At 71.7% G+C, this 25,709-nt stretch carries 33 protein-coding genes; 21 read left to right on the forward strand and 12 right to left on the reverse strand.

What is annotated here, in order from left to right; translation table 11 throughout:
- The first annotated feature begins 181 nt into the window (after nucleotides 1-181).
- The gene (locus ACFV9D_RS18985; protein ID WP_385147001.1) at nucleotides 182-886 is read left to right on the forward strand and encodes a DUF5701 family protein; all 705 of its coding nucleotides are present in this window, start codon (nucleotides 182-184) and stop codon (nucleotides 884-886) included.
- A 10-nt stretch (nucleotides 887-896) separates the two neighbouring features.
- On the opposite strand, the gene abc-f is transcribed toward ACFV9D_RS18985, so the two are convergent.
- Both abc-f and ACFV9D_RS18995 read right to left on the reverse strand, forming a co-directional pair.
- Entirely contained in the window at nucleotides 897-2,525 is a 1,629-nt protein-coding gene (abc-f, locus tag ACFV9D_RS18990) for a ribosomal protection-like ABC-F family protein (protein WP_385147004.1), read from the reverse strand.
- Nucleotides 2,526-2,635: 110 nt separating this feature from the next.
- Nucleotides 2,636-2,983 (reverse strand): DoxX family protein, encoded by a 348-nt coding sequence (locus ACFV9D_RS18995; protein WP_385147007.1) that lies wholly within the window; start codon nucleotides 2,981-2,983, stop codon nucleotides 2,636-2,638.
- A gap of 92 nt (nucleotides 2,984-3,075) precedes the next feature.
- Between ACFV9D_RS18995 and ACFV9D_RS19000 the strand changes: the two genes are divergently transcribed.
- Nucleotides 3,076-3,519, forward strand: coding sequence for a MarR family winged helix-turn-helix transcriptional regulator (locus tag ACFV9D_RS19000; protein ID WP_385147010.1), 444 nt, complete (start codon nucleotides 3,076-3,078; stop codon nucleotides 3,517-3,519).
- Between the two features lie 89 nt (nucleotides 3,520-3,608).
- Here the strand turns inward: ACFV9D_RS19000 and ACFV9D_RS19005 are convergent, their stop codons facing one another.
- Nucleotides 3,609-4,556 carry a nucleoside hydrolase gene (locus tag ACFV9D_RS19005; protein WP_385147012.1) on the reverse strand — a complete coding sequence of 316 codons (948 nt, stop codon included), beginning with the start codon at nucleotides 4,554-4,556 and terminating at the stop codon, nucleotides 3,609-3,611.
- A 139-nt stretch (nucleotides 4,557-4,695) separates the two neighbouring features.
- On the opposite strand from ACFV9D_RS19005, the gene ACFV9D_RS19010 reads away from it, so the two are divergent.
- Both ACFV9D_RS19010 and ACFV9D_RS19015 read left to right on the forward strand, forming a co-directional pair.
- Nucleotides 4,696-5,628: a DUF1648 domain-containing protein gene (locus ACFV9D_RS19010; RefSeq protein WP_385147015.1), complete on the forward strand. Its 933-nt coding sequence runs from the start codon at nucleotides 4,696-4,698 to the stop codon at nucleotides 5,626-5,628.
- A gap of 2 nt (nucleotides 5,629-5,630) precedes the next feature.
- Nucleotides 5,631-5,993 (forward strand): GntR family transcriptional regulator, encoded by a 363-nt coding sequence (locus tag ACFV9D_RS19015; protein WP_385147018.1) that lies wholly within the window; start codon nucleotides 5,631-5,633, stop codon nucleotides 5,991-5,993.
- Nucleotides 5,994-6,018: 25 nt separating this feature from the next.
- Here the strand turns inward: ACFV9D_RS19015 and ACFV9D_RS19020 are convergent, their stop codons facing one another.
- On the reverse strand, nucleotides 6,019-6,978 hold the full coding sequence (locus tag ACFV9D_RS19020; protein ID WP_385147021.1) for a D-2-hydroxyacid dehydrogenase family protein: 960 nt from the start codon (nucleotides 6,976-6,978) through the stop codon (nucleotides 6,019-6,021).
- 201 nt (nucleotides 6,979-7,179) lie between these two features.
- On the opposite strand from ACFV9D_RS19020, the gene ACFV9D_RS19025 reads away from it, so the two are divergent.
- From ACFV9D_RS19025 to ACFV9D_RS19035, 3 genes are read left to right on the forward strand one after another with little or no spacing between them, the layout of a single operon-like run.
- Nucleotides 7,180-8,670, forward strand: coding sequence for an APC family permease (locus ACFV9D_RS19025; protein ID WP_385147024.1), 1,491 nt, complete (start codon nucleotides 7,180-7,182; stop codon nucleotides 8,668-8,670).
- Nucleotides 8,667-9,107, forward strand: coding sequence for a hypothetical protein (locus ACFV9D_RS19030; RefSeq protein ID WP_385147027.1), 441 nt, complete (start codon nucleotides 8,667-8,669; stop codon nucleotides 9,105-9,107). Before ACFV9D_RS19025 ends, ACFV9D_RS19030 begins: the two co-directional genes overlap by 4 nt.
- The gene (locus ACFV9D_RS19035) at nucleotides 9,104-10,402 is read left to right on the forward strand and encodes a hypothetical protein (RefSeq protein ID WP_385147029.1); all 1,299 of its coding nucleotides are present in this window, start codon (nucleotides 9,104-9,106) and stop codon (nucleotides 10,400-10,402) included. The genes ACFV9D_RS19030 and ACFV9D_RS19035 overlap by 4 nt, the downstream gene beginning before the upstream one ends.
- Before the next feature lie 3 nt (nucleotides 10,403-10,405).
- Here ACFV9D_RS19035 and ACFV9D_RS19040 read toward each other — a convergent pair whose 3' ends face one another.
- Nucleotides 10,406-11,203 carry a PP2C family protein-serine/threonine phosphatase gene (locus tag ACFV9D_RS19040; RefSeq protein WP_385147032.1) on the reverse strand — a complete coding sequence of 266 codons (798 nt, stop codon included), beginning with the start codon at nucleotides 11,201-11,203 and terminating at the stop codon, nucleotides 10,406-10,408.
- Nucleotides 11,204-11,285: 82 nt separating this feature from the next.
- Between ACFV9D_RS19040 and ACFV9D_RS19045 the strand changes: the two genes are divergently transcribed.
- From ACFV9D_RS19045 to ACFV9D_RS19055, 3 genes are read left to right on the forward strand one after another with little or no spacing between them, the layout of a single operon-like run.
- Complete coding sequence (locus ACFV9D_RS19045) at nucleotides 11,286-11,585, forward strand: hypothetical protein (protein ID WP_385147035.1); 300 nt, start codon at nucleotides 11,286-11,288, stop codon at nucleotides 11,583-11,585.
- Nucleotides 11,586-11,619: 34 nt separating this feature from the next.
- A complete protein-coding gene (locus ACFV9D_RS19050) occupies nucleotides 11,620-12,237 on the forward strand; it encodes a helix-turn-helix domain-containing protein (RefSeq protein ID WP_385147038.1) in 618 nt (205 codons plus the stop codon).
- 12 nt (nucleotides 12,238-12,249) lie between these two features.
- Nucleotides 12,250-12,816: a GNAT family N-acetyltransferase gene (locus tag ACFV9D_RS19055; RefSeq protein ID WP_385147041.1), complete on the forward strand. Its 567-nt coding sequence runs from the start codon at nucleotides 12,250-12,252 to the stop codon at nucleotides 12,814-12,816.
- Here the strand turns inward: ACFV9D_RS19055 and ACFV9D_RS19060 are convergent.
- A complete protein-coding gene (locus ACFV9D_RS19060; protein ID WP_385147044.1) occupies nucleotides 12,800-13,480 on the reverse strand; it encodes a histone deacetylase in 681 nt (226 codons plus the stop codon). The two genes, ACFV9D_RS19055 and ACFV9D_RS19060, sit on opposite strands and share 17 nt — an antisense overlap.
- 135 nt (nucleotides 13,481-13,615) lie before the next feature.
- On the opposite strand from ACFV9D_RS19060, the gene ACFV9D_RS19065 reads away from it, so the two are divergent.
- Nucleotides 13,616-14,092, forward strand: coding sequence for an iron chaperone (locus ACFV9D_RS19065; RefSeq protein ID WP_385147047.1), 477 nt, complete (start codon nucleotides 13,616-13,618; stop codon nucleotides 14,090-14,092).
- Here the strand turns inward: ACFV9D_RS19065 and ACFV9D_RS19070 are convergent.
- Nucleotides 14,073-14,561, reverse strand: a complete 489-nt coding sequence (locus ACFV9D_RS19070; RefSeq protein WP_385147050.1) for a hypothetical protein — start codon at nucleotides 14,559-14,561, stop codon at nucleotides 14,073-14,075. The two genes, ACFV9D_RS19065 and ACFV9D_RS19070, sit on opposite strands and share 20 nt — an antisense overlap.
- 211 nt (nucleotides 14,562-14,772) lie before the next feature.
- Here ACFV9D_RS19070 and ACFV9D_RS19075 point away from each other — a divergent pair, with 211 nt between their 5' ends.
- Together ACFV9D_RS19075 and ACFV9D_RS19080 are read left to right on the forward strand one after the other, a co-directional pair.
- Nucleotides 14,773-15,390, forward strand: a complete 618-nt coding sequence (locus ACFV9D_RS19075) for a TetR/AcrR family transcriptional regulator (RefSeq protein WP_385147053.1) — start codon at nucleotides 14,773-14,775, stop codon at nucleotides 15,388-15,390.
- An 82-nt stretch (nucleotides 15,391-15,472) separates the two neighbouring features.
- Nucleotides 15,473-16,144 (forward strand): response regulator, encoded by a 672-nt coding sequence (locus tag ACFV9D_RS19080; protein WP_385147056.1) that lies wholly within the window; start codon nucleotides 15,473-15,475, stop codon nucleotides 16,142-16,144.
- 81 nt (nucleotides 16,145-16,225) lie between these two features.
- Here ACFV9D_RS19080 and ACFV9D_RS19085 read toward each other — a convergent pair whose 3' ends face one another.
- The 3 genes from ACFV9D_RS19085 to ACFV9D_RS19095 are packed head-to-tail and all read right to left on the reverse strand — an operon-like array spanning nucleotide 16,226 to nucleotide 19,671.
- Nucleotides 16,226-17,548, reverse strand: a complete 1,323-nt coding sequence (locus ACFV9D_RS19085; protein ID WP_385147059.1) for a sensor histidine kinase — start codon at nucleotides 17,546-17,548, stop codon at nucleotides 16,226-16,228.
- Entirely contained in the window at nucleotides 17,541-18,899 is a 1,359-nt protein-coding gene (locus tag ACFV9D_RS19090; protein WP_385147062.1) for an FtsX-like permease family protein, read from the reverse strand. The genes ACFV9D_RS19085 and ACFV9D_RS19090 overlap by 8 nt, the downstream gene beginning before the upstream one ends.
- Nucleotides 18,900-18,930: 31 nt before the next feature.
- Nucleotides 18,931-19,671 (reverse strand): ABC transporter ATP-binding protein, encoded by a 741-nt coding sequence (locus ACFV9D_RS19095; protein WP_385147064.1) that lies wholly within the window; start codon nucleotides 19,669-19,671, stop codon nucleotides 18,931-18,933.
- 173 nt (nucleotides 19,672-19,844) lie between these two features.
- On the opposite strand from ACFV9D_RS19095, the gene ACFV9D_RS19100 reads away from it, so the two are divergent.
- Together ACFV9D_RS19100 and ACFV9D_RS19105 are read left to right on the forward strand one after the other, a co-directional pair.
- Nucleotides 19,845-21,062 (forward strand): Shedu anti-phage system protein SduA domain-containing protein, encoded by a 1,218-nt coding sequence (locus ACFV9D_RS19100; protein ID WP_385147067.1) that lies wholly within the window; start codon nucleotides 19,845-19,847, stop codon nucleotides 21,060-21,062.
- Nucleotides 21,059-21,397: a hypothetical protein gene (locus ACFV9D_RS19105; protein WP_385147069.1), complete on the forward strand. Its 339-nt coding sequence runs from the start codon at nucleotides 21,059-21,061 to the stop codon at nucleotides 21,395-21,397. Before ACFV9D_RS19100 ends, ACFV9D_RS19105 begins: the two co-directional genes overlap by 4 nt.
- Nucleotides 21,398-21,407: 10 nt before the next feature.
- On the opposite strand, the gene ACFV9D_RS19110 is transcribed toward ACFV9D_RS19105, so the two are convergent.
- Both ACFV9D_RS19110 and ACFV9D_RS19115 read right to left on the reverse strand, forming a co-directional pair.
- On the reverse strand, nucleotides 21,408-21,761 hold the full coding sequence (locus ACFV9D_RS19110; protein ID WP_385147072.1) for a DUF1801 domain-containing protein: 354 nt from the start codon (nucleotides 21,759-21,761) through the stop codon (nucleotides 21,408-21,410).
- A 78-nt stretch (nucleotides 21,762-21,839) separates the two neighbouring features.
- Nucleotides 21,840-22,463, reverse strand: coding sequence for a TetR/AcrR family transcriptional regulator (locus ACFV9D_RS19115; protein ID WP_385147075.1), 624 nt, complete (start codon nucleotides 22,461-22,463; stop codon nucleotides 21,840-21,842).
- Nucleotides 22,464-22,554: 91 nt separating this feature from the next.
- On the opposite strand from ACFV9D_RS19115, the gene ACFV9D_RS19120 reads away from it, so the two are divergent.
- From ACFV9D_RS19120 to ACFV9D_RS19145, 6 genes are all read left to right on the forward strand, one after another.
- Nucleotides 22,555-22,968: a nuclear transport factor 2 family protein gene (locus ACFV9D_RS19120; RefSeq protein WP_385147078.1), complete on the forward strand. Its 414-nt coding sequence runs from the start codon at nucleotides 22,555-22,557 to the stop codon at nucleotides 22,966-22,968.
- Nucleotides 22,969-22,973: 5 nt separating this feature from the next.
- Nucleotides 22,974-23,456 (forward strand): anthrone oxygenase family protein, encoded by a 483-nt coding sequence (locus ACFV9D_RS19125; protein WP_385147293.1) that lies wholly within the window; start codon nucleotides 22,974-22,976, stop codon nucleotides 23,454-23,456.
- A 195-nt stretch (nucleotides 23,457-23,651) separates the two neighbouring features.
- A complete protein-coding gene (locus ACFV9D_RS19130; protein WP_385147081.1) occupies nucleotides 23,652-24,482 on the forward strand; it encodes a hypothetical protein in 831 nt (276 codons plus the stop codon).
- A 167-nt stretch (nucleotides 24,483-24,649) separates the two neighbouring features.
- Entirely contained in the window at nucleotides 24,650-25,144 is a 495-nt protein-coding gene (locus tag ACFV9D_RS19135) for a DUF5994 family protein (protein ID WP_385147083.1), read from the forward strand.
- On the forward strand, nucleotides 25,141-25,497 hold the full coding sequence (locus tag ACFV9D_RS19140; RefSeq protein ID WP_385147086.1) for a PRC-barrel domain-containing protein: 357 nt from the start codon (nucleotides 25,141-25,143) through the stop codon (nucleotides 25,495-25,497). The genes ACFV9D_RS19135 and ACFV9D_RS19140 overlap by 4 nt, the downstream gene beginning before the upstream one ends.
- A 30-nt stretch (nucleotides 25,498-25,527) precedes the next feature.
- Nucleotides 25,528-25,698 carry a hypothetical protein gene (locus ACFV9D_RS19145; RefSeq protein ID WP_385147089.1) on the forward strand — a complete coding sequence of 57 codons (171 nt, stop codon included), beginning with the start codon at nucleotides 25,528-25,530 and terminating at the stop codon, nucleotides 25,696-25,698.
- Nucleotides 25,699-25,709 lie beyond the last annotated feature (11 nt).

Consider the following 25,709-nt stretch of genomic DNA (forward strand, 5'->3'; position numbering starts at 1 on the left):
AGAGACAGGGGGGGGGGCGGGGGGCGGCGGCCGGGGGGGCCCCGCGGGGCGGGGCCGCGGGGGGGGGCCGGGGGGGGGGCCGATTTGCACGTGACCGGGTCGGGGGGGGGGGTTCAACTCCCCCGCCGGCCGCCCCGTTGACCTCAGGTCCGCAGCTCCACACCGGGAACCGAGGAGTACCTTGCCCGAGACGTCGTCCTCCGCCACCACCGTGCCGCCGCTCCCGTCGCTCGCCGACCAGGCGGAACGCCTGATCGCGCTGGGGGTGCACGAGTTGGCGGGGATGCCCGCCGAAGAGCTGCGCGCCTTCGCTGCCGCCGTCGGCAGCGGAGAGGGCGGCAGCGGAGGCACCGGCACCGAAGAGGGCGGCAGCGCGGACGGCGGCACCCTGCTCGCCGTCCATCCGGACCGTGTCCCGGCCTCCGCGCTCGCACCGCTGCTCCGCCGCGACGACAAGCCCGGCTTCGTCGTCGTCGACATGCCCGACGTCGACGACTTCGCCCCCTGCGCCGTCGAACTGCCCGACGGTCCCCTCTATCTGGTCACCGGTGTCGACCGCGGTGACCACATGGCCAACTGGAGCCCGGAGGAGGCACTGCCCGCCCTCACCAAGGAGGGCCGCACCCCGCTGCTGCTCACCGAGGGCATCCACTGGGTGCTCCAGCAGCCGGCGGCCCTCGAGCGCAACCGCTGCTTCATGACCATCGGCTCCCGGCTGCGCAAGGCGAACGGGGCCTTCGACGCGCGTACCCCGGCGATCTGGATCAGCAACGGCACGGGGCGGGACGGCCGCGAGCGACGCAACGCCCCGAAGGTCGGCTGGTGCTGGTGGGGCAACCGCCACACCTGGCTGGGCTTCGGCTCCACGACCGGCCGCAGCCACTAGCCACTACCCACTAGCCACGAGCGGGTTCGACGGCGGCCGGGGCCAGTTCGAGCCGGCGGCCGCGGAACCCCTGTCGGATGCGGCGGTCGTGGGTGACGATCACCAGCGTGCCCGCGAAGTGGGCGAGTGCGGCCTCCAGTTCCTCCACGAGGCCGGGGGCCAGGTGGTTGGTCGGTTCGTCGAGGAGGAGCAGGTCGGCGGGGCGGGTGACCAGGCGGGCCAGCTCCAGTTTGCGGCGCTGGCCCGTCGACAGCTCCCGTACGGGCGTCGACAGGTCGGCGGAGCCGAAGAGCCCGAGCCGTAGCAGTTCTTCCTCCCGGTCTTCCCCGAAGGCCGTGGCGACCGTACGGGGGTCGTCCGGCAGCTCGGAGTCCTGGCGGAGCATCCCGACCCGGGGCGGGGTCGTCACCGTCCCGCCGTCCGGGGCCAGTTCGCCGGCCAGAACCTTGAGCAGCGTGGTCTTCCCGGCGCCGTTCGGGCCGGTGACCAGGAGGCGTTCGCCGGGGGCCAGGTGCAGGGAGTCCAGCCGCAGCCGGCCCTCCACCCGTACGTCGGTCAGCGCGACCGCGCCCGCCCGGCCCTCGATGTCCGCTGTGAACCGCAAGGGCTCCGGCGGCGCCGCCACCGCGTTCTCGGTGAGCCGCTGGAGCTTCTCCCGGGCGGCCCGGATACGGCTCATCGCGCCGTGCGCCCGTGACCGGGCGCGGAAGGCGCCCGCCCCGCTGAAGGCCGACGGGGCCTTGCGCGGGATGGCGGAGAAGCGGTCGATGTTCGCGTCGGCGAGGGCCGAGTACCGGGCGAGCTCCGCCCGCCACTCCTCGTACTCCCGCTCCCACCGGGCCCGTTCGGCGGCGCGGCCGGTCAGATAGCCGGCGTAGCCGTTGCCGTATCTGCGGATCGTGCGCAGCTCGCCGTTCACCTCCAGGACCGCGGTCGTGACCCGGTCGAGGAAGACCCGGTCGTGGGTGACGGCGACGACCGTCCCCCGGTGTGTGCGCAGCCGCTCCTCCAGCCAGGCGACGGCCTCGTCGTCGAGGTCGTTGGTCGGCTCGTCGAGGAGCAGCAGTTCGGGGTCGGCGGCCAGGGTCGCGGCGAGCGCGAGCCGGGAGCGCTGCCCGCCGGAGAGCGTGGAGAGCGGGCGGTCGCGGTCGAGCGGCTCGCGCTCGCCGAGCTGCCGCAGGGTCGTCTCGACCCGGCGGTCGGCGTCCTGCCCGCCGCGTGCCTCGTACGCGGCGAGGAGGGCGGCGTACTTTCCCCCTAGGGCTTCGCCCTGGGGGGACCCCCATTCGGTCGCCGGTAGTGCGGAGAGCCCCGCCTCGGCCGCGCGGATGTCCCGCTCCAGCTCTCGTACGTCGGCGAGCGCGAGGTCGACCGCGTCGCCGACGCGTGCGGTGCCGGGGAGGTCCAGGGTCTGGGCGAGGTGGCCGAGACCGCCGGGGGAGTCGACGGCGACGGTGCCGTTGTCGGGCTGCTCCAGGCCGGCGAGGAGCCGGAGGAAGGTGGACTTCCCGGAGCCGTTGTCGCCGACGACGCCGACGCGTTCGCCGGGGCGGACGGTGAGGGAGACCCGGTCGAGGACGAGCCGGTCGTCGTAGCGCTTGGTGACGTCGGTGAGTTGGACACGGAACAAGGGCGGCATCCTTCGCTGGACTTCAGTGACGCGAGACGAGACGTCTCGTTCCATTGAAAGGTAAAGGGTCGCCCACCCTTTCGCAAGACGTTTCGTCTCGTCGGTGTCTGCGGGTCGGGTCAGGCGGAGGCGAGTCGCAGCACCAGGGCGGCGGCCGCCAGCAGCGTCAGGACGACCACCGGTGCCATCGCGTAGTCCTTCGCCCGTATGTGGGTGATCGCCGCCCCCGCGAAGTAGAGCGTCACGCCGATCGCCGCGGCCGCGCCCAGCGGGGCCACCGCAAGGCCCACCAGCAGGCCGATCGCCCCCGCCGCCTTGGCCGTCGCGAGCCACGGCAGCCAGGACTCGGGCACGCCGAGCTTGGTCATGCTCCCGGTGATCTGCGGGTTGCGCGTGAAGGTCAGGAAGGCGGAGGCCGAGAGCGCGAAGGCGAGGAGTGCGGCGACGACGGCATAGGCGATGAACATAGTGAGACTCCAACGATATGTGGGGACGAATCGTTGAACAGTATCAACGATTGATCTGGTTCCACAATGGAGTCGCTGTTACGGTGAGTGGTATGGCAGCCTCACCGACCGACAGCCTCGGCTTTCTCCTCTCCTTCCGCGGCGAGCTCACCGGTGCGCGGATCCGGGCCGCCCTCGGGGTCGCCGGACTGCATCCGCGACACGCGATGACGCTGATGCAGCTCGCCCCGGGAGCGATGAGTCAGCGCGAGCTGGCCGCCGTGATGGAGGTCGACCCGAGCCAACTCGTCGCCATCCTCAATGAGTTGGAGGGGGATGGGCTCGCGGAACGGCGTCGGGATCCGGCCGACCGCCGACGGCACATCGTGGAGATCACGGAAGCGGGCGCGACGGCGCTGCAGCGCGTCGAGGAGGCGGTGAGTGCGGCGGAGCGCGAGCTCTTCGCCGATCTGTCGAAGGCCGAACAGGCCGTGCTGCGCGGCCTGTTGGACCGGGTCAGCGTGGACGCGAGCGCCCACGACTGCGCGGGGGAATAGGTCCCGGCGGGGAAGAGGTCCTGGCGGTGAGTAGGACCGTGCGAGGAGCAGGCCCGGGCTGGGAGTAGGGCCGTGCGGCGAGCCGGAGGTCAGGCCCGCTCGCCGAGCACCCGTACCGCCTCGACGATCAGGTCCCAGAAGCCGGGGACGTCGACCTCCATGCCCACGTCCGCGTTGGCCGGCCGGCCCGTCACGCCGTCCAGGTCCACGAGCGTCGCGCCCCGTGTGTACGTACCCGTCAGCTCGATCGTCACCGGCGCCCGCACCAGGCTGATCAGCGACGGGTCGATCAGATGCGCCACGGTCAGCGGGTCGTGCAGCGGCGGTGCGTCGAAGCCGTAGACCTCGCGGTAGGTGGCGGCGAAGTAGGTCAGGAGCCCGATGCAGAGCCGGGCGAGCGGGGTGCCGAGCGCCGCGATGCGGGAGATGACGTCCGGGGTCGCCCGCACCTGATGGGTGGCGTTGAGTCCGAACATCGTGATCGGCAGCCCGCTGCTGAAGACGATGTCCGCCGCCTCCGGGTCGCACAGGATGTTGAACTCCGCTGCCGGGGTGGTGTTCCCGCGCCCGGTCGACCCGCCCATCAGCACGATGCGTTCGATCCGCTGGGTCAGTTCCGGATGGGCGAGCAGCAGCGTGGCGATGTTGGTCAGCGGTCCGGTCGGGACGAGTGTCACGGGCGCGGGCTGCGCGAGGAGGGTGTCCCGGATCAGGGTGAGGGCGTCGCGCGGGTCCTGCGGGACGTCCGGTTCCCCCTCCCCGATGCCGGGCCCGTCGAGCCCCGAGCCGCCGTGGATGTTCTCGCCGACCAGCGGCGTGCCGTGCAGCGGCCGGTCCCGGCCGGCCGCGATCGGCACCCCGCGGATCCCGGCGACGGAGCACACCCGGCGGGCGTTGAGGGTGGTCTTCTCGACCGTCTGATTGCCCGCCACGGTGGTGATGGCCAGGAGGTCGACGGCTGGATGGGCGGCGGCCAGCAGGATGTTGAAGGCGTCGTCGTGACCGGGATCGCAGTCGAGGATCACGGGTACGGGCATAGGTCCACCGTCCCACACGGCCGCCCCGCCGTCACTCGCCCCGGCGCCCTTGGCGGAGCTGTGAGCAGGGCGCGCATCTCCCACTCGTAGAACGCATTGTTCTAGTAGAGTGCGAACAAGTCTTCGTCTGGGGGTTTCCATGAACCGCATCCCGACCCGCCTGCGCGCCTTCGCCGCGCTGCCGTTCCTGCTCGCGCTCGCGCTCCAACTGACCCTGCTCGGAGTGGCGGGCGACCGGCTGCCCGACCCACTCGCCACCCACTTCTCGGCGAGCGGTCGCGCCGACGGCTGGACCGGCCTGACCGCGTTCGCGCTGGTCGGCTCCGGTCTGCTGCTCGCCCTGGGCGCGGGCTGGACCCTGCTCGTACGGCGCGGCGCGCTCTGGGGCGCGTGGCTGACCGCGGGCGCCCTGGGCACGCTGCTGGTCCTGCTCGTACGGGACAACCTCGACGCGACGCAGGCGGCCGATGTCGTCTCGCCGCTCGCCGACCTCACGGTCGCGGCGGGCGTGGGTGCGATCGCGGCGCTCGTGGGGTGGGCGCTGGCCCGGCTCGTACCGGAGGACGCGCCCGCGGCCCGGGAGGAGCCGGTGGAGACGCTTCCGCTCGGGCCGAGCGAGGTCGCCGGCTGGTCACGCGGTACGGGCTCGCGTCCGATGGCCGTTCTCGGCGCGGTGCTGGCGGCGGCGGGGCCGGTGCTGCTGCTCCTGGCGCCATGGCCGGTCGGGCTCGTCCTGGGCGTCTCCGGAGTGCTCGTCCTCGGCCTGGCGCAGGTGCGCGTCACGGTCGACCGGCGCGGGCTGACCCTGCGTCCGGCGCTCGCGCCCTGGCCCCGTGTCCGGGTCCCGCTCGACGAGGTCGCGAGCGCGAGCGCCCGGGAGATCGACGCCCTGGCGGAGTTCGGTGGCTGGGGCTACCGCGTCCGTGCGCACCGTACGGGCATGGTGCTGCGCTCGGGGGAGGGTCTGGTCGTACGCCGGGAGGGCGGCCGGGAGTTCGCGGTCACCGTGTCCGACGCGCGGACGGCGGCGGCCCTGTTGAACACGCTGGCCGAGCGGCGTGGGAGGCTCTGACCATGCTGTTCCGGGTCGATCCCGCCTCCGCCGTGCCGCTCGGCGACCAGATCGCCGCGTGCGTGCGCGGGGCCCTCGCCGACGGCTCCGTGACCCCGGGCGAACGGCTCCCGGCCGCCCGGGAGCTCGCCGACTCGCTGGGCGTCAACGTCCACACCGTCCTGCGCGGCTACCAGCGCCTGCGCGAGGAGGGCCTGATCGAACTCCGCCGCGGCCGCGGCGCGGTCGTCGTCCCGGACGCCCCGACCCCGGACCGCGCCCGGCTCCTCGAGCACGTCCACGCACTCGTGACGGAGGCCCGAACCCTGGGCCTGACGGACGCCGAACTCCTCGCCCTGGTGAGCGCGAGCCAGTCCACCCCGTAGCCCTCCGGGTGGCCCCGCCTCGGGGTCACCCCAGTGTTCGTACCGGCGACCCCGCGACGTACGCCTCGATGTTCTCGACCGCCTCCCCGAAGTACCGCCCGTAGTTGCCCTCCGTCACGTACCCCACGTGAGGCAGCGCCAGGACGTTCGGCAGGGAGCGCAGTGGGTCGTCCGCCGCCAGTGGTTCGGTGGCGAAGACGTCGAGGCCGGCCCCCGCGATCCAGCCCTCCCGCAGCGCCCGCAGCAGGGCCTCGCCGTCGACGAGGCCCGCGCGGGACGTGTTGACCAGGTACGCGGACCGGCGCATCGCGCGGAGTTCGGCCTCCCCGATCAGTCCCCGGGTGCGGTCCGACAGCACCATGTGCAGCGAGACGACATCGCTGCGCTCCAGCAGTTCCCGCTTGCCGGGCGCGAGCGCGACCCCGTGCTCGGCGGCCCGTTCCTCCGTCAGGTTCGGGCTCCAGGCGAGGACGTCCATGCCGAAGGCGAGACCGACGCGGGCGACCCGGCCGCCGATCTTCCCGAGGCCCACGAGCCCCAGCGTCCGCCCGGCCAGGTCCGTCCCGACCGTCGACTGCCACGGCCCGCCGTCGCGCAGCGCCTGCGCCTCGGTGCGTACGTGCCGGGCGAGGCCCAGGATCAGCGCCCAGGTCAGCTCGGCGGGCGGCTCGGAGCTGCTGGCCGTGCCGCAGACGGTGATCCCGAGGCCGGCCGCGGCGGCCAGGTCGATCGAGGCGTTGCGCATGCCGGACGTGACGATCAGCCGCAGTCGCGGCAGCCGCTTCAGCACCTCGGCGTCCAGCGGCGTCCGCTCCCGCATGACGACGACGATCTCGCAGTCCTCGATCGCGGCGACGAGCGCGTCCCGGTCGGTCAGGTGCTCGCGCAGCACGCGTACGTCGACGCGCCCGGCGAGCGGGCTCCAGTCGGCGGAGGAGAGCGCGACGCCCTGGTAGTCGTCGAGTACGGCGCAACGCGGCTTCATGCCCGAAGGTGTCAGGCCCCCATGAGTCATGCCTCCATGATCGCGCGGCCCGCGATCGTACGACAGGGGCCCGCCGCCCGCGTCCCGGTGCTGCGGCAGCCGGGTGATGCCGTCGGCTCGGAGCGACAAACGCATCGGCCGATCACAGAATTGGGCTGATTCGTCCTGTTTCAGAGGAACGTTCAGCAGAGCGGAGAGCGCATGACGTCCATGGACCTCCCCGCCGACGTGCCCCGGCAGGTGGCTCAGCCGCCTGCCGTCCGCAGACCGGCCGCCCCCACGATGACCTGGCTGACGCTCGCCCTGATGACCACCGCGTCCGTGGCCAGCCTGCGCGCCGCCCCCACCATGGCCGTCTACGGGCTGGCCTGCGTCTTCCTCTACCTCGTCCCGGCGATCGTGTTCCTGCTGCCGACCGCCCTGGTCTCCGCCGAGCTCGCCTCCGGCTGGAGCGGCGGCGTGTACCGCTGGGTCTCCGAAGGCCTCTCCAAGCCGCTGGGCTTCCTCGCGATCTGGTGCCAGTTCGCGATGACGATCTTCTACTACCCGAGCCTGCTGGCGTTCGTCGCCTCCACCATCGCGTACGTCATCGATCCGGCGCTCGCCGCCAACGGCCTCTACACCGCCATCGTCATCATGGTCCTGTACTGGACCGGCGTCTGGGTCTCCTCGCGCGGTACGAAAGCCCTCGCGGGGCTGTCGAGTTGGGGCCTGATCATCGGCACGCTCGTCCCCGGCACCGTCCTCGTCGTCCTCGGCATGGTCTTCCTCGCCCAGGGCAACCCCTCGGCCGCGCCCATGACCACCAGTCATCTGCTGCCGCAGTGGACGGGCCTGGCCAGCCTCGTCCTGATCGTCAACAACTTCCTGTCGTACTCGGGCATGGAGATGAACGCGGTCCACGTCTCCTCGCTGAAGAACCCGGGCAAGGAGTACCCGAAGGCGATGTTCCTGGCCGTCTGCATGGTCCTGCTGATCTTCATCCTTCCCGCGCTCGCGATCAGCTGGGTCGTCCCGGCGGACAAGCTCAGCCTCACGGCCGGTGTCATGCAGGCCTTCCAGGCGTTCTTCTCGTACTTCGGTGTCGGCTGGATGACCCCGATCGCCGCCGTCATGCTGATCGCGGCCGCCCTCGGCGGCATGCTGACCTGGCTGGCCGGTCCCTCGAAGGGCCTGCTGGAGATCTCCCGCAGCGAGGGCTATCTGCCGCCGTTCCTGCAGAAGCTCAACAAGTTCGGCATCCAGCAGAACATCCTCGTCGCCCAGGGCGTCGTCACCTCGGCCATCGCCCTGATGTACGCGCTCATCCCCAACGTGTCGAGCGTCTACTGGATCTTCTCGACGATCACCACCCAGGTGTATCTGATCGTCTACCTGCTGATGTTCGTCGCCGCCGTCCGGCTGCGGAAGACCCGGCCCGACCACCCGCGCGGGTACCGGGCCCCCGCGCTCGGCCTGATCTGCACCGTCGGCCTGCTGTCCTCGCTCGCGGCGCTGGCCATCGGCTTCGTCCCGCCCTCGCAGTTCGGCAGCGGCAGCATCTGGTCGTACGTCCTGCTCATCGGCGGCGGCCTGGTCGTCCTGGGCCTGCTGATCCCCTGGCTGTTCCTGAAGTTCCGCAAGCCCAGCTGGCGTACGGCTGCCGCGTCCGACCCCACCGGCACCGGCATCGCCGAGAGGGGCGCCTCATGAGCCCCACCCGTTTCGCCGACCAGCACAAGTGGATCTACCTCGGTGCGATCGCCGTCCTCGTCGGCATGGTGATCGTCGGCCTCGTCCAGTACAGCGCCGTGAGACGCGACAGCCAGACCTCCGCCAAGGCGAACGAGCTCGCCGAGGAGCTGACGAAAGGCGGTTATCCGGTGCCCGACCAAGAGACCACCGAGCGACTGCTCGGCACGGACGGCGGCGCCGTCTGCGAAGACCCCGGCAGCGCCCTGACGAAGGCCCTCCACCGGCTCCAGCAGCTCTCCAACGGCGCCACGGGCCCCGGCTCGCGGCCCGTCATCGCCGACGGCAAGGCGGTCGCCGTCGAGCGGATCGTGCTCCAGGTGTACTGCCCCGACGAGGTCGACGACTTCGACGAGAGCGTCGACGACCTCAAGACCGACGAGACGGTGCGCCGATGAGTACCCCCGGCGCCGGCGGCGAGCTGGAGGCTCTGCGGGCCAGGGTCGCCGCCCTGGAGGCGGAGGCCGCGCGGCCGCCCGTGCGCCGCCACCGGCTGCGCTCCTTCTTCGCCGCACTGCTGATCGTCCTCGGGTGCATCCTCGCCCCGCTGGGCATCGTCGCCGCCTGGACGGCCGACGAGGTGGGCGACACCGACCGGTACGTCGCCACGGTCGCCCCGCTCGCCTCCGACCCGGACGTCCAGGCCGCCGTCGCCAACCGGGTCACCGGCGCCGTCATGGAGCACATCGACCTCAAGGATCTCCTGGAGGGCGTGGCGCCCGAGCAGCGCCCGCTCCTGGAGAAGGCCCTGGGCCGGCTCGGGAACTCCCTGGAGGGTGCGGTCCAGAGCTTCGTCCACGACAAGGCGGAGGAGATCGTCGCCTCGGACGCCTTCGAGACGGTCTGGACCGACGCCAACCGCGCGATCCACACCTCGGTCGTCCGCGCCCTCACCGGCAGCGGCGAAGGCGCGGTGGAGATCAAGAACGACACGGTGACGCTCGACCTCGCCCCGGTCATCGAACGGGTCAAGCAGCGCCTCGTCGAGTCCGGCCTCACGGTCGCCGAGAAGATCCCCGAGGTGCACACCGACTTCACGGTCCTCAAGTCCGACGACATCGGGAAGGTGAAGACCGGCTTCCGGCTGCTGCAACTCATGGGCCTCTGGCTGCCGGTCATCGCCGTCCTGCTCGCGGCGGCCGGTGTCCTGCTCTCCGCGCACCGGCGGCGCTCCCTGATCGCCGGAGCCCTCGGCTTCGCCGCCGCGGCCCTGATCCTCGGCATCGGCCTGACCGTCTTCCGTACGGTCTATCTCAACGCCCTGCCCGACACGGTCTCGCAGGCCGCCGCCGGCTCCGTCTACGACGCCATGATCCGGCTCCTGCGGATGACGATCCGGATGGTCATCGTCCTCGGTGTGGTCCTCGCCCTCGCGGCCTGGCTCTCCGGCCCCGGCCGATACGCCACGGTGGTCCGCCAGTTGTGGCACTCGGGCATCGCTGCCACGCGGGCGACGGCCGACCACGTGGGCATGCGCACGGGCCCGGTCGGCCCGTTCGTCGCCCGCCACCGGACGTGGATCACCTGGATCCTGGTGGCCGCGGCGGTCCTGACGTACATCCTCTGGAGCTACCCGACGGGGTGGGTGGTGCTCGGTCTGGCGCTCTCGCTGCTGTTCGCGCTGGCGGTGGCGGAGTTCCTGGCGGAGCCCGAGTCCGAGCCTGAGCCCGAGCCCGAACGGAAGCCCGCGTAGGGCTCACTCCCCGATCCGGACGAGGGCGAGGGTGATGTTGTCGGGCCCGCCGGCCTCGATGGCGGCCTTCCACAGCTCGAAGGCCGCCTTGCCGTCGTCGTGCACCCGCAGCAGTCCCTCGATCTCCTCGTCGGGCACCGGGTCGGTCAGCCCGTCGCTGCACACCAGATAGCGGTCGCCCGTGGCCAGGGGGAAGGCGGCGACATGGGGCTCGACGGCGTTGTACGCGTGGCTGCCGCCGAGGGTCTGGGTGACGGCCGAGGTGGTGCGGTGCCCGGGCGCGGGCGGCGGGCTGTCGTCCACGCTGATCTGGCGCAGTCCGTTCCGTGCCGCGTGGAACACCTTGCTGTCGCCGACGTTGAACGACAGCAGCGACTCCTCCAGGACGAGCGTGCCCGCGATGGTGGTCCCCATGGTGGCCAGCTCGGGGCGGCCGTCGGCGGCCGCGTAGACGGCCCGGTTGCACAGGTCCAGGGCCTCGCCGATGGTCTCCGTACCGACCAGTTCGGGTCCGAGGGCGGCGAGCCGGCGGACGACCAGCGCACTGGCCACCTCGCCGGCCGGCTGTCCGCCGAGACCGTCGGCGACGGCGACGAGGAGCGGCCGGTCGAGGGGGAACAGCATCGTCTGGGGGCTCTCGGTCACGGTCGCGCACAGCGTCCACGGCCCCACGACGAGGCTGTCCTCGTTGTGGTCGCGCAGCAGCCCCGCATGGCTCAGGGCGGTCACGGCTATGTACGGCGCCACGGCCTCCGCCTCCTCAGGCCCTCCGCAGGCCTGTCTCGCCCCCCTCGCCCCCATTGTCCCGCGCGGCCGCCCCGGCATGCGGCCCGCGGTCCCACGTCGCACTCTGGTCCTGAAGCCGAGGAAAGGACTGCCGTCGATGTACGCGAGGCTGAGCACGTACCAGGGGTCACCGGTGCCGCCGGAGGGGGATCTGGCCGCCAAGTCGGAGGCGATCGTGCAGTTGGTGGAGAACCTTCCGGGTTTCCGGGGCGCGTACTACCTCGTCGACCGCGCCACGGGGAAGGCGAGGTCGCTGACCCTGTGGGAGGACGAGGCGGCGCTGGTGGCCAGTGAGGACCGGGCGGCCGAGGTACGGGACGAGTCGGCGCAACGGGAGGGCCAGCGGGTGGTGTCGGTGGAGCGCTTCGAGGTGGCGTTCAGCAGGTTGGCACCGTAGAAGAGGATCCCATATCTGAGATACATTCTCGGATATGGGATCCCGATCCGCCTCCGAGCCCACATCCGCCTCCGCCTCCGAGTCCGCATCCGAACCGAGCGAGCTCGACGCCCGCCTGGCGGGCCGCCTCGCCGAGCTGCGGACGGAGCGCGGCTGGTCGCTGGAGGAGCTGGCGGGCCGTACGGGCGTCAGCCGCTCGACGCTGTCCCGCCTGGAGCGGGTGGAACTGAGCCCGACGGCGGTCCTGCTCGGCAAGCTGTGCGCGGTGTACGGACGGACGATGTCCCAGCTCCTCGCGGAGGTGGAGACCGAGCCGCCGCTGGTCGTGCGCGCCGGACGCCAGGCGGTGTGGCGGGACGACTCCGCGGGGTTCACGCGCCGCTCGGTGTCGCCCCCGCACCCGGGGCTGCGGGGCGAGGTCGTCGAGGGGGTGCTGCGCCCCGGGGCGGACATCGCGTACGACGGGCCTCCGGTCCCGGGCATGGAGCAGCACATCTGGGTGCTGGAGGGCGCTCTCGAGGTGACCGAGGGCGGCCGTACGCACGAGCTGGCGGCGGGGGACTGTCTGCGGTTCCGCCTCTGGGGGCGCTCGCGCTTCCGCTGCCCGGGCGCGGATCCCGTCCGCTACGCGCTTCTGATCGTCCTGCCCTGAGGAACGTACGAGATGCCCACCATCACCCACCTCTCCCCCGAGGCGTTCGGCACCGCGGTCAAGGGCCTGGCCGACGTCCTGACCGACGCCGTCGCGGACGGCGCGTCGCTGGGCTTCGTCCAGCCCTTCGACCACGAGGCGGCGGCCGCCTGGTGGCACACCCGACAGCCGGCGGTCGACGCCGGCACGCTGCGGGTCTGGGCCGCCGAGACCCCCGACGGCATCGTCGGCACGGTGAGCCTGGCCCTCGAACCGAAGCCCAACGGCCGCCACCGCGCCGAGATCGTCAAACTGATGGTCCACCGCACGGCCCGCGGCCGCGGCCTGGCGCGCCGCCTGCTGTCGACGGCCGAAGAGGCAGCCCAAGAGGCGGGCGTCACACTCCTGTTGCTCGACACGGAGAAGGACAGTACGGCCGACCGTCTCTACGCCACGACCGGCTGGACCCGCTTCGGCACGGTCCCGTCCTACGCCACCGACCCCTCGGGCGCCCTTCAGGACTGCAGCTTCTTCTACAAGGTGCTGGGCGACGGCCGTTCATGGCCGCCGCAACCGGCGGGTGTCAGTCCGGCTCGATGAGCGCCAGCACGGTCTCGGCCGTCCAGTGGCCCGCCGCTCCCGGGCAGGTCGCCAAGTAGGCGGCGATCTCCGCGGGCCCCCACGCGCCGGACTCGCTCAACCCCGCCGCCACGTGCTGGACATAGGGAGCGGACGGCTCGCGCAGCGGTACGTCGGACATGCGCCACGGGGCGGTGAAGGTGAGGACGGGAATGCCGTCGAGGCTGCCGGCGCACACCAGGGTCTCGTACCGTCCCGGTCCGATCTCGGCGCGGCCGTGCGCGAGAACCTCGGACAGGTCCAGGTCCCGACCGGGCTCCTCGTACATCTCCTGTGCGGCGATGTCGGAGAACTGGCCGACGGTGATCAGGTGGGCACGGGCGAAGGCCTCGCCCGGTGCCGCCGGATCGTAGAAGCCGCGTCCACCCGTCCACACGCTCGACTCCGTGGCGAAGTACACCGTGCCGGGGAGGACGACGGGCAGGGACTGCACGGGGGCGGATGTGTCCCGGCAGCCGGGACAGGTCCGCGCAGCTCCTGGCGGGCGCCCGCCGGCGAGGTAGTAGTTCAGCCGCGCGGCATGCATGTTGGAGCCGTAGGAGGCGTACCAGACGTGCGAGGCCGCCGACGAGGCGGCAATCCGTGGGGCGGGACGGCGGGGCGAGGACGTGTGCTCGGCGTTCACCGGTCGTGCTCGGCGTTCACTGGTCCCTGCTCTCTCCGCGCCTCCCGATCCGATCAGTTTCGGAGAAGCGGCCGTCGGCGTGCGTGCCTAGCATGAAATGGCCCCGATGAAGCCTGGCACGAGAGGAACCCTGCAATGAAGGACACGCAGACGTCCGCCAAGAGCAGCAGCTCGGCCGAGAAGTCGTACGACGGTTTCACGGACGAGGAGCGGGGCGCGATGAAGGAGCGCGCCAAGGAGCTGAAGGCGTCCGCGCGCCGCGGCTCGCGCGCTGCCAAGGGGGACGCGGAGGGCGAGGTGCTCGCGAAGATCGCCGAGATGTCGGACGCGGACCGTGCCCTCGGCGAGCGCATCCACGCCATCGTCAAGGCCGCCGCCCCGACCCTCTCGCCGAAGCTCTGGTACGGGATGCCCGCGTACGCCAAGGACGGCAAGGTCCTCGTCTTCTTCCAGAGCGCGGAGAAGTTCAAGGCGCGGTACGCCACGCTCGGCTTCAACGACGTGGCCCGCCTCGACGACGGCACGATGTGGCCGACCGCCTACGCCCTGACGGAACTGACCGCCGCCGACGAGGAGCTGATCGCCGCCCTCATCAAGAAGGCGGTGAACTGACCCCGCGATCGGGGCGCGGAGAACGGCGGGAGCGGGCCAGGCGGATGAGGAGGGTGGCCGTGATGACCGCGGGCAGGATGTGGAGGATGCCGGTGGCCTCGAAGACGAGGTCGAACGGCTCGTCCGACGGGTAGCCCCGGCGCAGGACCGGGGTGATCACGTGCGTGGTGACACCCTCGACGGCACCGAAGACCACCGCGAAGCCCACCAGCGTGGTGGCCCAGAACGTCCACCAGGCGACGTCCTGACGGGTGCCGGTCGTGGCCCTGCCGAGGGCGTACGCGGTGGCCGGCACGGCGAGCAGGATCAGGGCGATGAGGATGGAGTGGTAGCGCCCGGGCGTATCGAAGACCAGGGCTCCGCGGACGTGGTGCACCGTGGTGATCACGACCTGCGCCGCGCAGGACGCGAAGACCCATTTTTCGGTGGCCGCGTTGGTGCGACGGTCGGGGAGGGCGTGAGCGGACATGGGAGAGCTCCTAGCCGGTCCTAGCCGGAAGATCGTGAATGCGTGTTCACAGTATGCATGAACGCGTGTTCACGGTGCTGGGTTTTCGCGAGGGGGCGGCGCTCGCGCGAAGCGGCACGGTCGGTGCCGTCCTCCCCGGGCGGGATACTGTTCGTGGCTTCCGACCGCCCGGGAGTCGAGAAGCCGAGACCGTCGATCGAGGGGGCTAGCCGTGGTCTCTCGCCGCACCCCTGAGGAGACGCGGGAACTCCGCGCCTCGCTGATCGAGCACGCCCAGCGGCTCGTCGAGCGTGAAGGGCCGCAGGCGCTGACCATGCGGGCGCTCGCCACCGAGGCGGGATGCGCGGTCGGCCTGCCGTACAAGATCTTCGCCAACCGCGAGGAGCTGATCGCGGAGCTGGTGTACCTCGAACTCGGCCGCCTGCGCGCGGCGTTCGACGCCTGGGCCGCGGATGCGGGCAGCAGGACCGTCGGCGAGAACCTCACCCGGTACGCGCGCATCCTGCTCGAGACCCACGCCCCGTCGCTGACGGTCACCCAAGCGATCGACGACGCCGCGCTGAAAGCCGCGGTCGCGGCCAAGGCCCACCAGTCGGGTTTGTTGCGCTCCTTCGAGTCGACGGTGACGGACTACCTGCTCGCGGAGCAGCGGCTCGGCCGGATCGCCGCCGATGTCGACGCCCCCGCGTACGGCTTCCTCATCACCGGGGCCGTCCACAACCTCCTCGCCGCCGGGGAGTCGTACCCGAGGCCCGACCCGGCCGAGCTGGACCGGATCCTCTCCGCGATCGGCCACCATCTGGCCCCGGCGGGCGCGCCCAGGAGCTAGCGGCCCCGTTTGACGCCCCTGTTCTGGCACTCGGACGGGGTCAGGCGACCGGGCGTCCCGGACGCGGCCGATAATGAGCGGCATGATCGACAGGCGGCTGCGTGTGGTGTTGGCCGAGGACTCCGTCATTCTTCGGGAGGGGATGGTGGAGTTGCTGGGCGCCAGGGGGTGTGAGGTCGTGGCGACCGCGGGGACGGCCGACGAGCTCCTGGCCGCGGTCGAGGCGGAGCGGCCCGATGTGGCTGTGGTGGACGTCCGGATGCCGCCCACGCACACGGACGAGGGCATCCGGGCCGCGGTCGAGATCCGGCGGAGCCGCCCCGAGGTGGGCATCCTGGTGTTCTCGCAGCATGTCGAGACGGCCTGGGTCGAGCGGCTGTTGGCGGCCGGCGCGGCCGGGGTCGGGTACCTGCTGAAGGAGCGGGTGGCCCGGACGTCGGAGTTCGTGGAGGCGCTGCACCGGGTTGCCGAGGGCGGTACGGCGCTCGATCCCGAGGTGGTGGCGCGGCTCATGCGGAGCGGGCGGCCGAGCCCGGTCGATGCTCTGACGCCGCGGGAGCGCGAGGTGGTGGAGTTGATGGCGCAGGGGCATTCCAACCGTTCGATCGCCGCGCGGTTGATGGTGTCCGAGCGTGCCGTGGAGAAGTACGTGGCGGCGGTCTTCACCAAGTTCGACCTGCCGGCGTCGAGCGCCGACAACCGCCGCGTCAAGGCGGTGCTCGCCTACCTGTCCGAAGCGGGTGCCGGCTGCTGAGCCGCAATCGCAGCCGTACCGCTCGCAGCCGTACCGCTCGCAGCCGTACCGCTCGGAGCCGTACCGCTCGGCTCGTACCGCTCAGAGTCGTACGGGAAGTTCGGCGGTCATGATGGTCGGTCCGCCGGTCGGACTGGTGATCCGCAAGGTGCCGTCCACGGCCGCCAGTCGTTCGTTCAGGCCGGACAGACCGCTGCCCGCGCCGAAGGCGGCGCCGCCCTGTCCGTCGTCGCGCACGGTGAGTCGTACGCGGCCCGCCGTCGAGGTGACGTCGACTGCGGCCGTGCTTGCCGCGCTGTGCTTGGCGATGTTGGTGAGCAGTTCGGCGGCGCAGAAGTAGACGGCCCGTTCGATGGCCGGTTCGGGGCGTTCCCGCAGGTCCAGGCTGAGCGAGACGGGGACGGGAGCGGCTGCGGTGAGGGTCGGCAGCGCCTCGTCGAGACCGCCGTCGAGGGCGACCGGGTGGATGCCCCGGGTGAGCCGGCGCAGTTCGGCGATGGCGTCGTCGGTCTGGCTGCGGGCCCGGTCGAGGAGGGTGCGCAGCCGAGCGAGGTCCGGGAGGATGCCTTCTGCGAAGGCGTCCTCCGCGGAGGCGTCCTCCGCGAGGGTGTCGTCGGCCAGGGACAGTGTGATGGCGATGGCGACGAGCTGGGCCTGGGTGCCGTCGTGCAGGTCGCGTTCGAGCCGACGGAGGTTGTCCGTGTTCTCGGCGACCAGTGTGCTGCGAGCGGTTTCGAGTTGGTGCAGCCGTCGCTGCGTGCCGGCGGGGCCCAGGAGGAGCCGGGCCAGGCCCCGGTTCAGCGAGCTCAGCGCGCGGATCGCGGTGGGCGTGGTGGCGAGCAGGGCAAGGCCGAGCAGGACGGCCGCGGGATCGAGCCACCCGAAGGGGCGGTCGCCCGGTTCGAGCAGTCGGGCCCAGAGGGGGAAGCCGATCAGCCAGCCGCTGGCGAGGGGCAGCCCGAGGGCCGTGGCGAATCCGAGTACGCCGAGGGGGAGGCGCAGCAGCAGGTAGAGCAGGGTGCGCCAGGCCACCGGATCGGTCAGCACGGCTCGCCCTCGGGCGATCAGGCCGTCCACAGGAGGGAGCGGCTCGGGCGCTTCGATGTCCTCCGCGAGCAATCCGCGGACGAACCACCGGTGGAGCCTGCCGAGACCGCGTGCGCCCCGCAGGGCCGCGACCACGAACGGCAGCCCCAGCACAGTGAGGGAGAGCAGCCCGCCGGCGTACAGGACCGCGAGCGCGTAGGCGCCGCCGAGCAGGGCCAGGGGCAGACCGGCGGCGGCGAAGGCGAGGTCGCCCCGACGGACGGTGAACCACCGCGGTCCGCCGGGCAGTCCGGCGGTCGCGCCGGGCAGCCGGCCGGGCCCGCCGGCCCGGCCGGCCACGCTGCCCTGCTCAGCCACGCTGCTCTCCCACCCGTTCCGTCGCGGGCCCGGTGGTCGCCCGGGCGCCGGTGCCGAGGATGCCCGGCATGGTGAGTGCGGCCGCGCCGGCGACGATCCAGAAGCAGGTGGCCGCCGGGACGGACGGTACCGCTGAGCCGGTCATCGCCACGCTGAACGACGAGGACGCGGCGGCGGCCACGAGGCCGCCGAGCACCACGCCCACCAGGGTGGTCAGCGCGGCCTCGATGCCGAGCATGTGCAGTAGCCGGCGGCGCTCCGCGCCGACCAGGGCGAGCAGCGCGAACTCGCGGCGCCGGTCGGCGGTGAGCGCGACCAGGGTGTTGATGGTCGAGACGGCGGCGAAGCAGACCAGCATGGCGAGTTCGGCCTGGCGCAACCAGGTGTCGGTGGCTGAGGTCACCGTGGTCAGTCCCGCCTGGGCCAGTGAGGCGGACGCGTTCTCGACCGTGCTTGTCATGATCGACATGGTGCCCGAAAGACCGACCAGCATGGCCACCGGCACCACGGCGGCCGAGAGCCGGTGCGCGTACCCGCGCAGGTTGGCGTCGGCCAGCCAACCCGAGCGCCTGGCCACGGCGCGTACGGGTGCGCCCAGGACGGCGACCACACCGCCGGCCAGGAGGGGGCCGAGCAGGGCGACGGCGACCAGCAGGACCAGTGAGGCCAGCAGAGCCGCCTGGCCCGCCTTGTCCCCCGCGTCGGGCGGCTGGGTGGCGGCGAGGCGGCAGAGCAGGCCGCCGCCCACGAGTGCGGTAGCGCCGATGAGCAGGCGCAGGGGGCCGGTGCGGCCGTTCTCGGTCGAGCTCGCCGTCATGGCGGCAGACGGCGCGATCCGCGAGATCCGGCGAGCGGCGACCGCCGTCGCGGTCGTCCCCACGACCAGGGCCGCCGCCGTGGCCACCAGCATCGGTACGGGCGTCGCCGGCACGTGCACCTCGGGCGAGGCCATGCCGCGTCGGGTCAGTTCGGTGAGGAAACGACGGGCGGCGAAAGCGCCCGCCACCGACCCCGGTACGGCCACCAGCAGGACGACGGCCATGACCTGACGGCGCACCAGCCTCCGGACCTGCCGGGGCGTGGCGGCGATGGTCCGCAGCAGTGCCAGTTCCCGGTACTGCTGCCGGACGGCGAAGCCCAGTGCGTTGACCACGACGAAGAAGGCCACCAGCACGGCGATCTCGCCGAACGCGGCCGCGATCACCGTCAGGCCGGGGCCTGTCGGCGCGGTGCGTGCCTGGGCGGGGGCGGCGAGTTCGGCGGCCAGAAGCGAGCCGAACAGCGTCACCGTGGCGACGGCCAGGAAGAGCGCGGCAGCCAGGCCGAGGAACGTGGCGGGACGCTGTCGCATCTGCCCTAGTGCGAGACTCGTCACGACCGGCTCACCCGCCCAGCCGGCCGAGCCTGTCGGCGATCGTCCGCGGTGTGGGCCGGTCGAGGTCGTCGACCACCCGGCCGTCGGCCAGCAGCACCACACGGTCGGCGAACACCGCGGCCGCCGGATCGTGGGTGACCATCACACAGGTCTGCCCCTCCCGGTCCACCCCTGCGCGCAGCAGCGTCAGGATCTCGTGACCGGTGGCGCGGTCCAGGGCGCCGGTGGGTTCGTCCGCGAACAGTACCGACGGCCGGGAGACCAGGGCCCGGGCGATCGCCACCCGCTGCTGCTGGCCGCCGGACAGCTGCCCGGGCCGGTGCCGCTCGCGGCCGGCCAGGCCGACCCGGGCGAGCGCGTCGAGCACCTCGGCCCGGCCGACCCGCCGACCGGCGAGGCGGCCGGGCAGCTCCACGTTCTCGGCGACCGTCATCGCCGGCATCAGGTTGAACGCCTGGAACACGAACCCGACCTGGCTCCGGCGCAGTTGCGCGAGCCGCCGCTCGGGCAGTCGCGACACGTCCGTACCGCCCCACCAGACCGCGCCGCGAGTGGGTCGGTCCATCCCGGCGAGACAGTGCAGAAGCGTGGTCTTGCCTGAGCCCGAGGGCCCCATCACCGCGGTGAACGTCCCTGCCCCGAAGGCCAGGTTCACCCCGCGCAGCGCATGTACGGCCGCGGCGCCCCGACCGTACTCGCGGTGCAGTTCCTCCGCCCGAGCGGTGGGTTCCGTCATCAACAAGGTCATGACGCCATCCTCGGAGGCGACGGCCCGCCGATCGAGGGTGCTCCCACCCGGATCCGGGGTTCGGGTATCCGAACCCCGGCCTCTGCCCCCAGTACCCGCCCCCGGCCGGCTGAACGGTATGAACCGGTCCGAACCAGACGTCGTTGTCAGTGGCCGCTCCTAGAGTCGCCCGTATGACGACATTCCGATCCGGCTTCACGCTCTGGCAGATGGTCGGGGAAGCGCGAAAGCTCACCGAGCACCCGAGCGTGCAGGAGCGAATCGACGCGGTGCTGGCCATCATGGGGCCGGCCTTCGGCGGGACGACGTACGGCAAGGGCAGGCCGTTGGTGAACGCTTTGGAGGATGTCGCTCAAGAGGCGCTTCTCGTACAGGACTTCGCGCTCGCCCAGCGCTTCCAGCGTTTCGCCGCCTACGCCGGTGGCGAGCTGTTCCTCGAAATCCTCGAGAACTACTACGACGAGGAGGCGCGGCGGCGCAGCGAGGAAGGCATGCGCGGCATGGTCGCCATCGGCGCCGACCGCGCGGTGGCCGTCCTGGACGTCCTGTGTCGTGATCATCCCGACGCGACGGCCGCCGACGCGCGGGACCTCTTTCGCGGGATAGCCCTGTCCGCGGATCACTTGGGCCTCGGCACCGGCGAGGGCGGGATCCGGTTGCCCACCCGGGAGAGGAGGCGGCTCCAGCAGTACGGGCACATGGAGCTGGTGCTGAGGAACCTGCCGCGACCGGCCTCCGCCGAGGCCGCGGAGATGGTGGGCGACTTCCTGGCGGATGCCGACGCGGGGCTGTTGGCCCAGTTGCTGGAGCTGAAGGCCCGGCGGGCAGGCCTCGAAGCCCTGCGTACCGTCGTGGACGACCCGGGCAGCTCCGAGAGTGCTCTGCACGCGCGGTTGAAGAACCAGGAGTGGATCTTCGGCGGTGCGTACGTGGCGGAGCTCGCTCGTCGGCAGTACACCCCGGACACGATTCTCGACATCCCGCTGCTGCGCGGTGACGGGTCCCTTCACGTGGTGGAACTCAAGCGCGCCGCCATCAAGGACCTGGTCGTACGGCGAAGCGGCCACCTCATGTTGGGCGCCCCGGCGCACCACGCGGTGTCGCAGGCGCAGAACTACCTCCGCACGATGGACGAGAACCGCGAGGCCGTCCTCGCGCGCCACGGCGTCGACACCCGAAGAGCCTCCGCAACGGTCGTGATCGGCCACCCGAGGTACGTGACCGGGGACGTCACACCTCAGGAGATCGCGGAGACCCTGCGCACCTACAACACACACGCGGCGCGCATCGAAGTGATCACGTACGAAACCCTGCTGGAGTCGGCGGGCCGGATGCTGGCCCTCTCGTCGGCACGGCAGGACCCCGACGAGACGGAGGATCCCACGGCATGACCGCAGAAGAGCGTCCCGCGATCGAACAGCTGCTGGCCCGTCTGTGCGGCGGAACGATCACCGGCGAGGACTACGTCGGCTACTTCCTCAACGAGCACGGGGAGGAGCTCGTCTTCGCCCAGCGCAGGGGCGAGAAGACCGCCCGGCTCTGGCACAGCGACGCCGACTGGCAGATGTACCGCGTCGGCGACCACTCGATACGCGTCGGCGGCGGGACGCCAGGCGTGATGGACGGGGTGATCACCGTCGACGACCTGATCATCGATCGCACCGAGTCGGCGTGGCTGTCCTCCTGTCTGGCCGCCTCCCGCCACCTGCGCCGGAAACGCGGCTGACACGTTCGGGTCAGCCCCGCGCGGAGACGGCCGCCTTCATGAGCTGGAGCAGCTCGGGCTGTGCCAGGTCCTGCGGCGTGCGCACTTTGATGTGCCGGTGCACTTTGCCCCGGCCCTCCAGGAGCCCCGCCGGGTCGGGCAGGCTCGCTCCGCCCGCCACGCCGAGCGTGATGTGCGCCCTGGCCGGGGACACGGTGAAGACCAGGCCCTGGTATCCCGTTCCGGTGCCGAAACCGATGTCGTTGCCGTCGACCGTGACGACGGCGTCCGGGAACACCCGCAGGATGAGCGCACAGGTCCGGCGCCCGAGTTCGGCGATGGGGGCGTCCCTGGAGGCGAGTACGTCCTCGATGCCGTCGTTCACTCCGCCAGCGTGCCACGCCTGGGGCCCGTGCGCGGGGCGGGGCAGGTGGGGGGCAGGTGGGGGGCGGCCGGGTGCGGCCTACGGCGACGGGTTCGGGAGCCTGCCGCCCAGGACGGCGAGTGTGGCGGTCCGTAGCCATGTTGCCGCCTCTTCCACTGACATGCGGTGCGCCGCGACTTCGTCGCCCGCCGCGTGGCCGAGAGCGGTGACCGCGGCCACCAGCCAGGTGGCTGGTGGTGCGGGGTCGAACTCGCCTGACGCCTGGCCCTTCTCGATCAGCCGGGTGAGCCGGGCTGCGACGGGCTCATGCCGTGCCTGGTCGGCGGCGGCGCCGGCGCGCGTGCTGCCGAGCTGGAGGAGCACGGGGTTGCGTTCGAACAGCCTCCAGCCGATGTCCTGGAGCTGCAGCAGCGCGTCCAGGGCGGGACCGCCGTTCTCTTCCGCCTCGTCCATCGCGGCCATGGCCTGGTCCGTGATCCGGTCGGCGACGGCGTCGAGCAGCGCGTCACGGTTGCCGAAGTGTGCGTACACGGTCTGGCGGGTCACGCCGGCCGCGGCGGCGATGGCGGCCATTCCGGCGTCGGGCCGCTCGGCCAGCAGGCGGACCGCGGCGTCCAGCACCGCGACCCTGCTGCGCTCGGCGTCGGCGCGTCGGCGAGGCCGCGCCGGCGACGACGTGTCCGGGGGTTCGAAGGCAGTCAACTCTTACACCCTTGTCAGATATAGACTCCTGGCCATATCTTACAGGCGTGTAAGAGATCGATACGGAACGCCGCCCACGTATGGCAGGAGCATGGTGAACCCTCTCCACGCGAAACCTCCCGAGCAGTTCATCGCCGACTTCTTCACGACCTTCACCGACGCCGTGGTCCATGGCTCGGAAGACGCCTCCGACCTGATGTCCAGGTACTACACCCGTGACGTCGTCCAGGTCGCCGACGGCGTACCTCTCGACTGGGACCGCCTCCTCGCTCACCTCCGCCCGGTGCGCAAGAACCTCCGAGAGTTCCGCTTCGACGTGCACGAGGCGTTCGCAGACGGCGGCCGGGTGGCGACTCGCTTCACGATCCACGCCCGGATGCGCAAGGGCGGACCGGTTTCCACGCGAGTGCACATGTTCGCCGAGTTCACCCCCGACGGCCTGCTCCGACGCGCTGAGCAACTCACGCGGTCCGTCCCCGCCGCCGAAGCGGAGGCGGGGCGGTGAACGGCATGCGCATCCGGCTCGTCCAGGGCCTCGCCCTGCTGTCCACCGGCGCCCTCGCCGGCGCCTTCGGTTACGGAGCGGCCAACCTCGTCCCCACGTTCAACGCCGTACCGCTCGACATGAGGCTGTCCTTCCACGCCCAGTTGATGCAGATGAACGGCATCACGATGCAAGGCGCCATGGGCATGTCGGCGCTCAGCGCCCTCGCGCTCGCCGCCATGACGCGTGGCGCCTCGCGGTGGCTGGCCGGCGGGGCCGGGCTCCTCGCTGTCGCGTCCTTCCTGATCACCCGTCTCGGCAATGTCCCCATCAACGGCCGCATCAAGCAGTGGGCGGCTACGTCGGCACCCGCCGATCACGCGGAGATCCTGGCCCGCTGGGAGGCGTTCAACTACGCGCGCACGGGCGCCGCGTTCGCCGCCTTCGCGCTGCTGATCCTTCTCTCCCTGCGCCGAAGCCGACTCGGCTCAGGATCTACGCCTCACTGACGCCGTTGGCCAAGGACACAGAACTCACATCCACGGAGTGAACGATTACCTGTTCCCATTCCAAGGTCATCCGCGGAGTCCAGGCACACCGGGGCTTCGAAAACAGGCGCTTGAAACGCTGAGAGGGAGGCCATGCGACGGCTGACCGGTCGGCCCTCCCCGATGCCGGAGGCTTCCACGACTAGCCTCCGCATCATGCTGCGTATCGTCGACACCCGTACCGGCCGGCTCGTGGAGATTCCTTCCGTAAGCCGCCATCTGCTGAGCATCTGCGTCCACCTGCCGGTGAGTGACGCCGGGATCGGCATGAGGGACCTGCGTGCGCTCCTGGTCGGTGACGTACTGGCGCGCACAGCGGAGCTGCACGGCCTGCAGTCCCGCACGTTCCTCACCACGCCGGACCTGCCGCACGAGCAGGCCACGGCGCTTGAACGCGCCATGTCCGCTCTCGGCATCCACCCGCCCGCCACCGTCGGTGCCCACCGTCCGAACGGAAGGCTCTGTGCCGCTGCCGACGTGCATGTCTACGGGTACGGGACCGCCGCACAGGACACGGTCGGCGGGGTCCGTGTCGACGTGGGCCAGGTCGGCCCGGCATCCGGGGAGAGCGGCGTCCCGGACAGCGCCCACCTGCTGGCCCCGGGGCTCCTGGACGCCTTCGCCCCGGAGGGGACCGATCCACTGGCTGTGCGGATGCTTGTGCTCGGCCAGGCTCACCGCGCGCCGGTCACGGTCACCGGTACGGCGCTCGAAGAGGCCCGGCGGACGCTGGGGCAGTGGCGGCATTTGGTGGCCGACTGGGCGCAGGAGCCGTCCAGGCCGATCCCTGCCGATGTGCTGCGGCACGCCCATGCCGTGCTGGCCGATGATCTCGGCGTCCCCGCCGTCCTGGACACGCTGGTCACCGTGGCGACGCGCGCCGACGTACCGGCCGGTGCCAAGTTCGAGACGTTCGCCTTTCTCGACCGCGTCCTCGGACTGGACCTCGCGCGCGAGGTGGGGCACCAGCACCGGGCGACGACATGACGTCGGGCGCGTGGCGCGAGCGGCTTCCGACCAGGCAATTTCCGACGGGAACACCGTCCGGCCGATCATCGCGGGCGTGATCGCAGGCCTGCGGAGTACCGTGAGACCACGGCGGTATCTCGCCGGCCATGAGGTGTCGGCGGCCCCGCGCAGGCAGGCGGACCACCATGGCCGAATCTGACACGCCCACCCCTCCGAAGCTCCTTCCGGACGAGATCCACCGAGCGGTGAAGCCCGGTACGGCCCTGCTCCGGCTGCAGACGACGCACTCCCGCGAAGGCGTTCTCGACGGCGCGTGGTGGCCCCGCTCCAGGCGCGTCGCGACGGAGTTGCCCGACCTGATCCGGGCGCTCACCGTGCATCTCGGTCCCCTCGCGAGGGTCGGCCTGGACACCGCCGCCTGGGAGGAGGTCCCGACCCGTGTGGTCGTCGACGACCACGTGGTGCGCCTCGACTCGTTCCCCGTCGGCGACGACACCGTCCTCATCACCCGTGGCGACAACGACCACTTCGCCCTCATGGTGGTCCCGCCGGACACGACACCCGACGCCGCACGTGACGCCATGGCCCGCGCCGTCCGCGCCGACAACGTCACCCAGGCCGCCGAGATCCTCGTCGCCACGCCTCCCGAACCAGCGACTGACCGCGAGGAGTCGGCATGATCCAGATGGCGGACATCCGTGAGTGGCGAACCCACGACGTCGTGGACTCCCGGGGCCACAGGATCGGTGAGCTGGAGTCGATCTACGTCGACACCACCACCGACGAGCCGGCCATGGCCACGATCCGGGTCGGCCTGCCCACCCGCCACCGTCTGGTGTTCGTCCCCCTGGACGGTGCGACGGTGGGTCCGGGCTATGTGAGGGTCGCTCATGACAAGGCACGGGTGAAGCAGTGCCCTTCGATCGGCACCGACGACGTACTTCCCGCCGGGGACGAGGAAGCGGTCTTCCGGCACTACGAACTCCCCTACGAACCCGGGGCGAACGGCGAACGGCAGCTGGCCCGCCGCTGAGCCCCGAAACCGAACGAGGGGGCAGCCCTCATGTCGCTCTTCCTGGCCCTGATCATCATCGCGATCGTGCTGGGCATCATCGGTGCCACCGCCGACGGACTGCTCTTCCTGCTGATCATCGGCATCGTGGTGCTCGTGGCGGACCTCATCTACATCACCATGCGCATGCGCCGCTCCGCCCGTCGCCGCCCGGTCCGCTGACCCGACGTACG

The organism is Streptomyces sp. NPDC059875, assembly GCF_042731085.1.
Classification (GTDB): Bacteria; Actinomycetota; Actinomycetes; order Streptomycetales; family Streptomycetaceae; genus Streptomyces.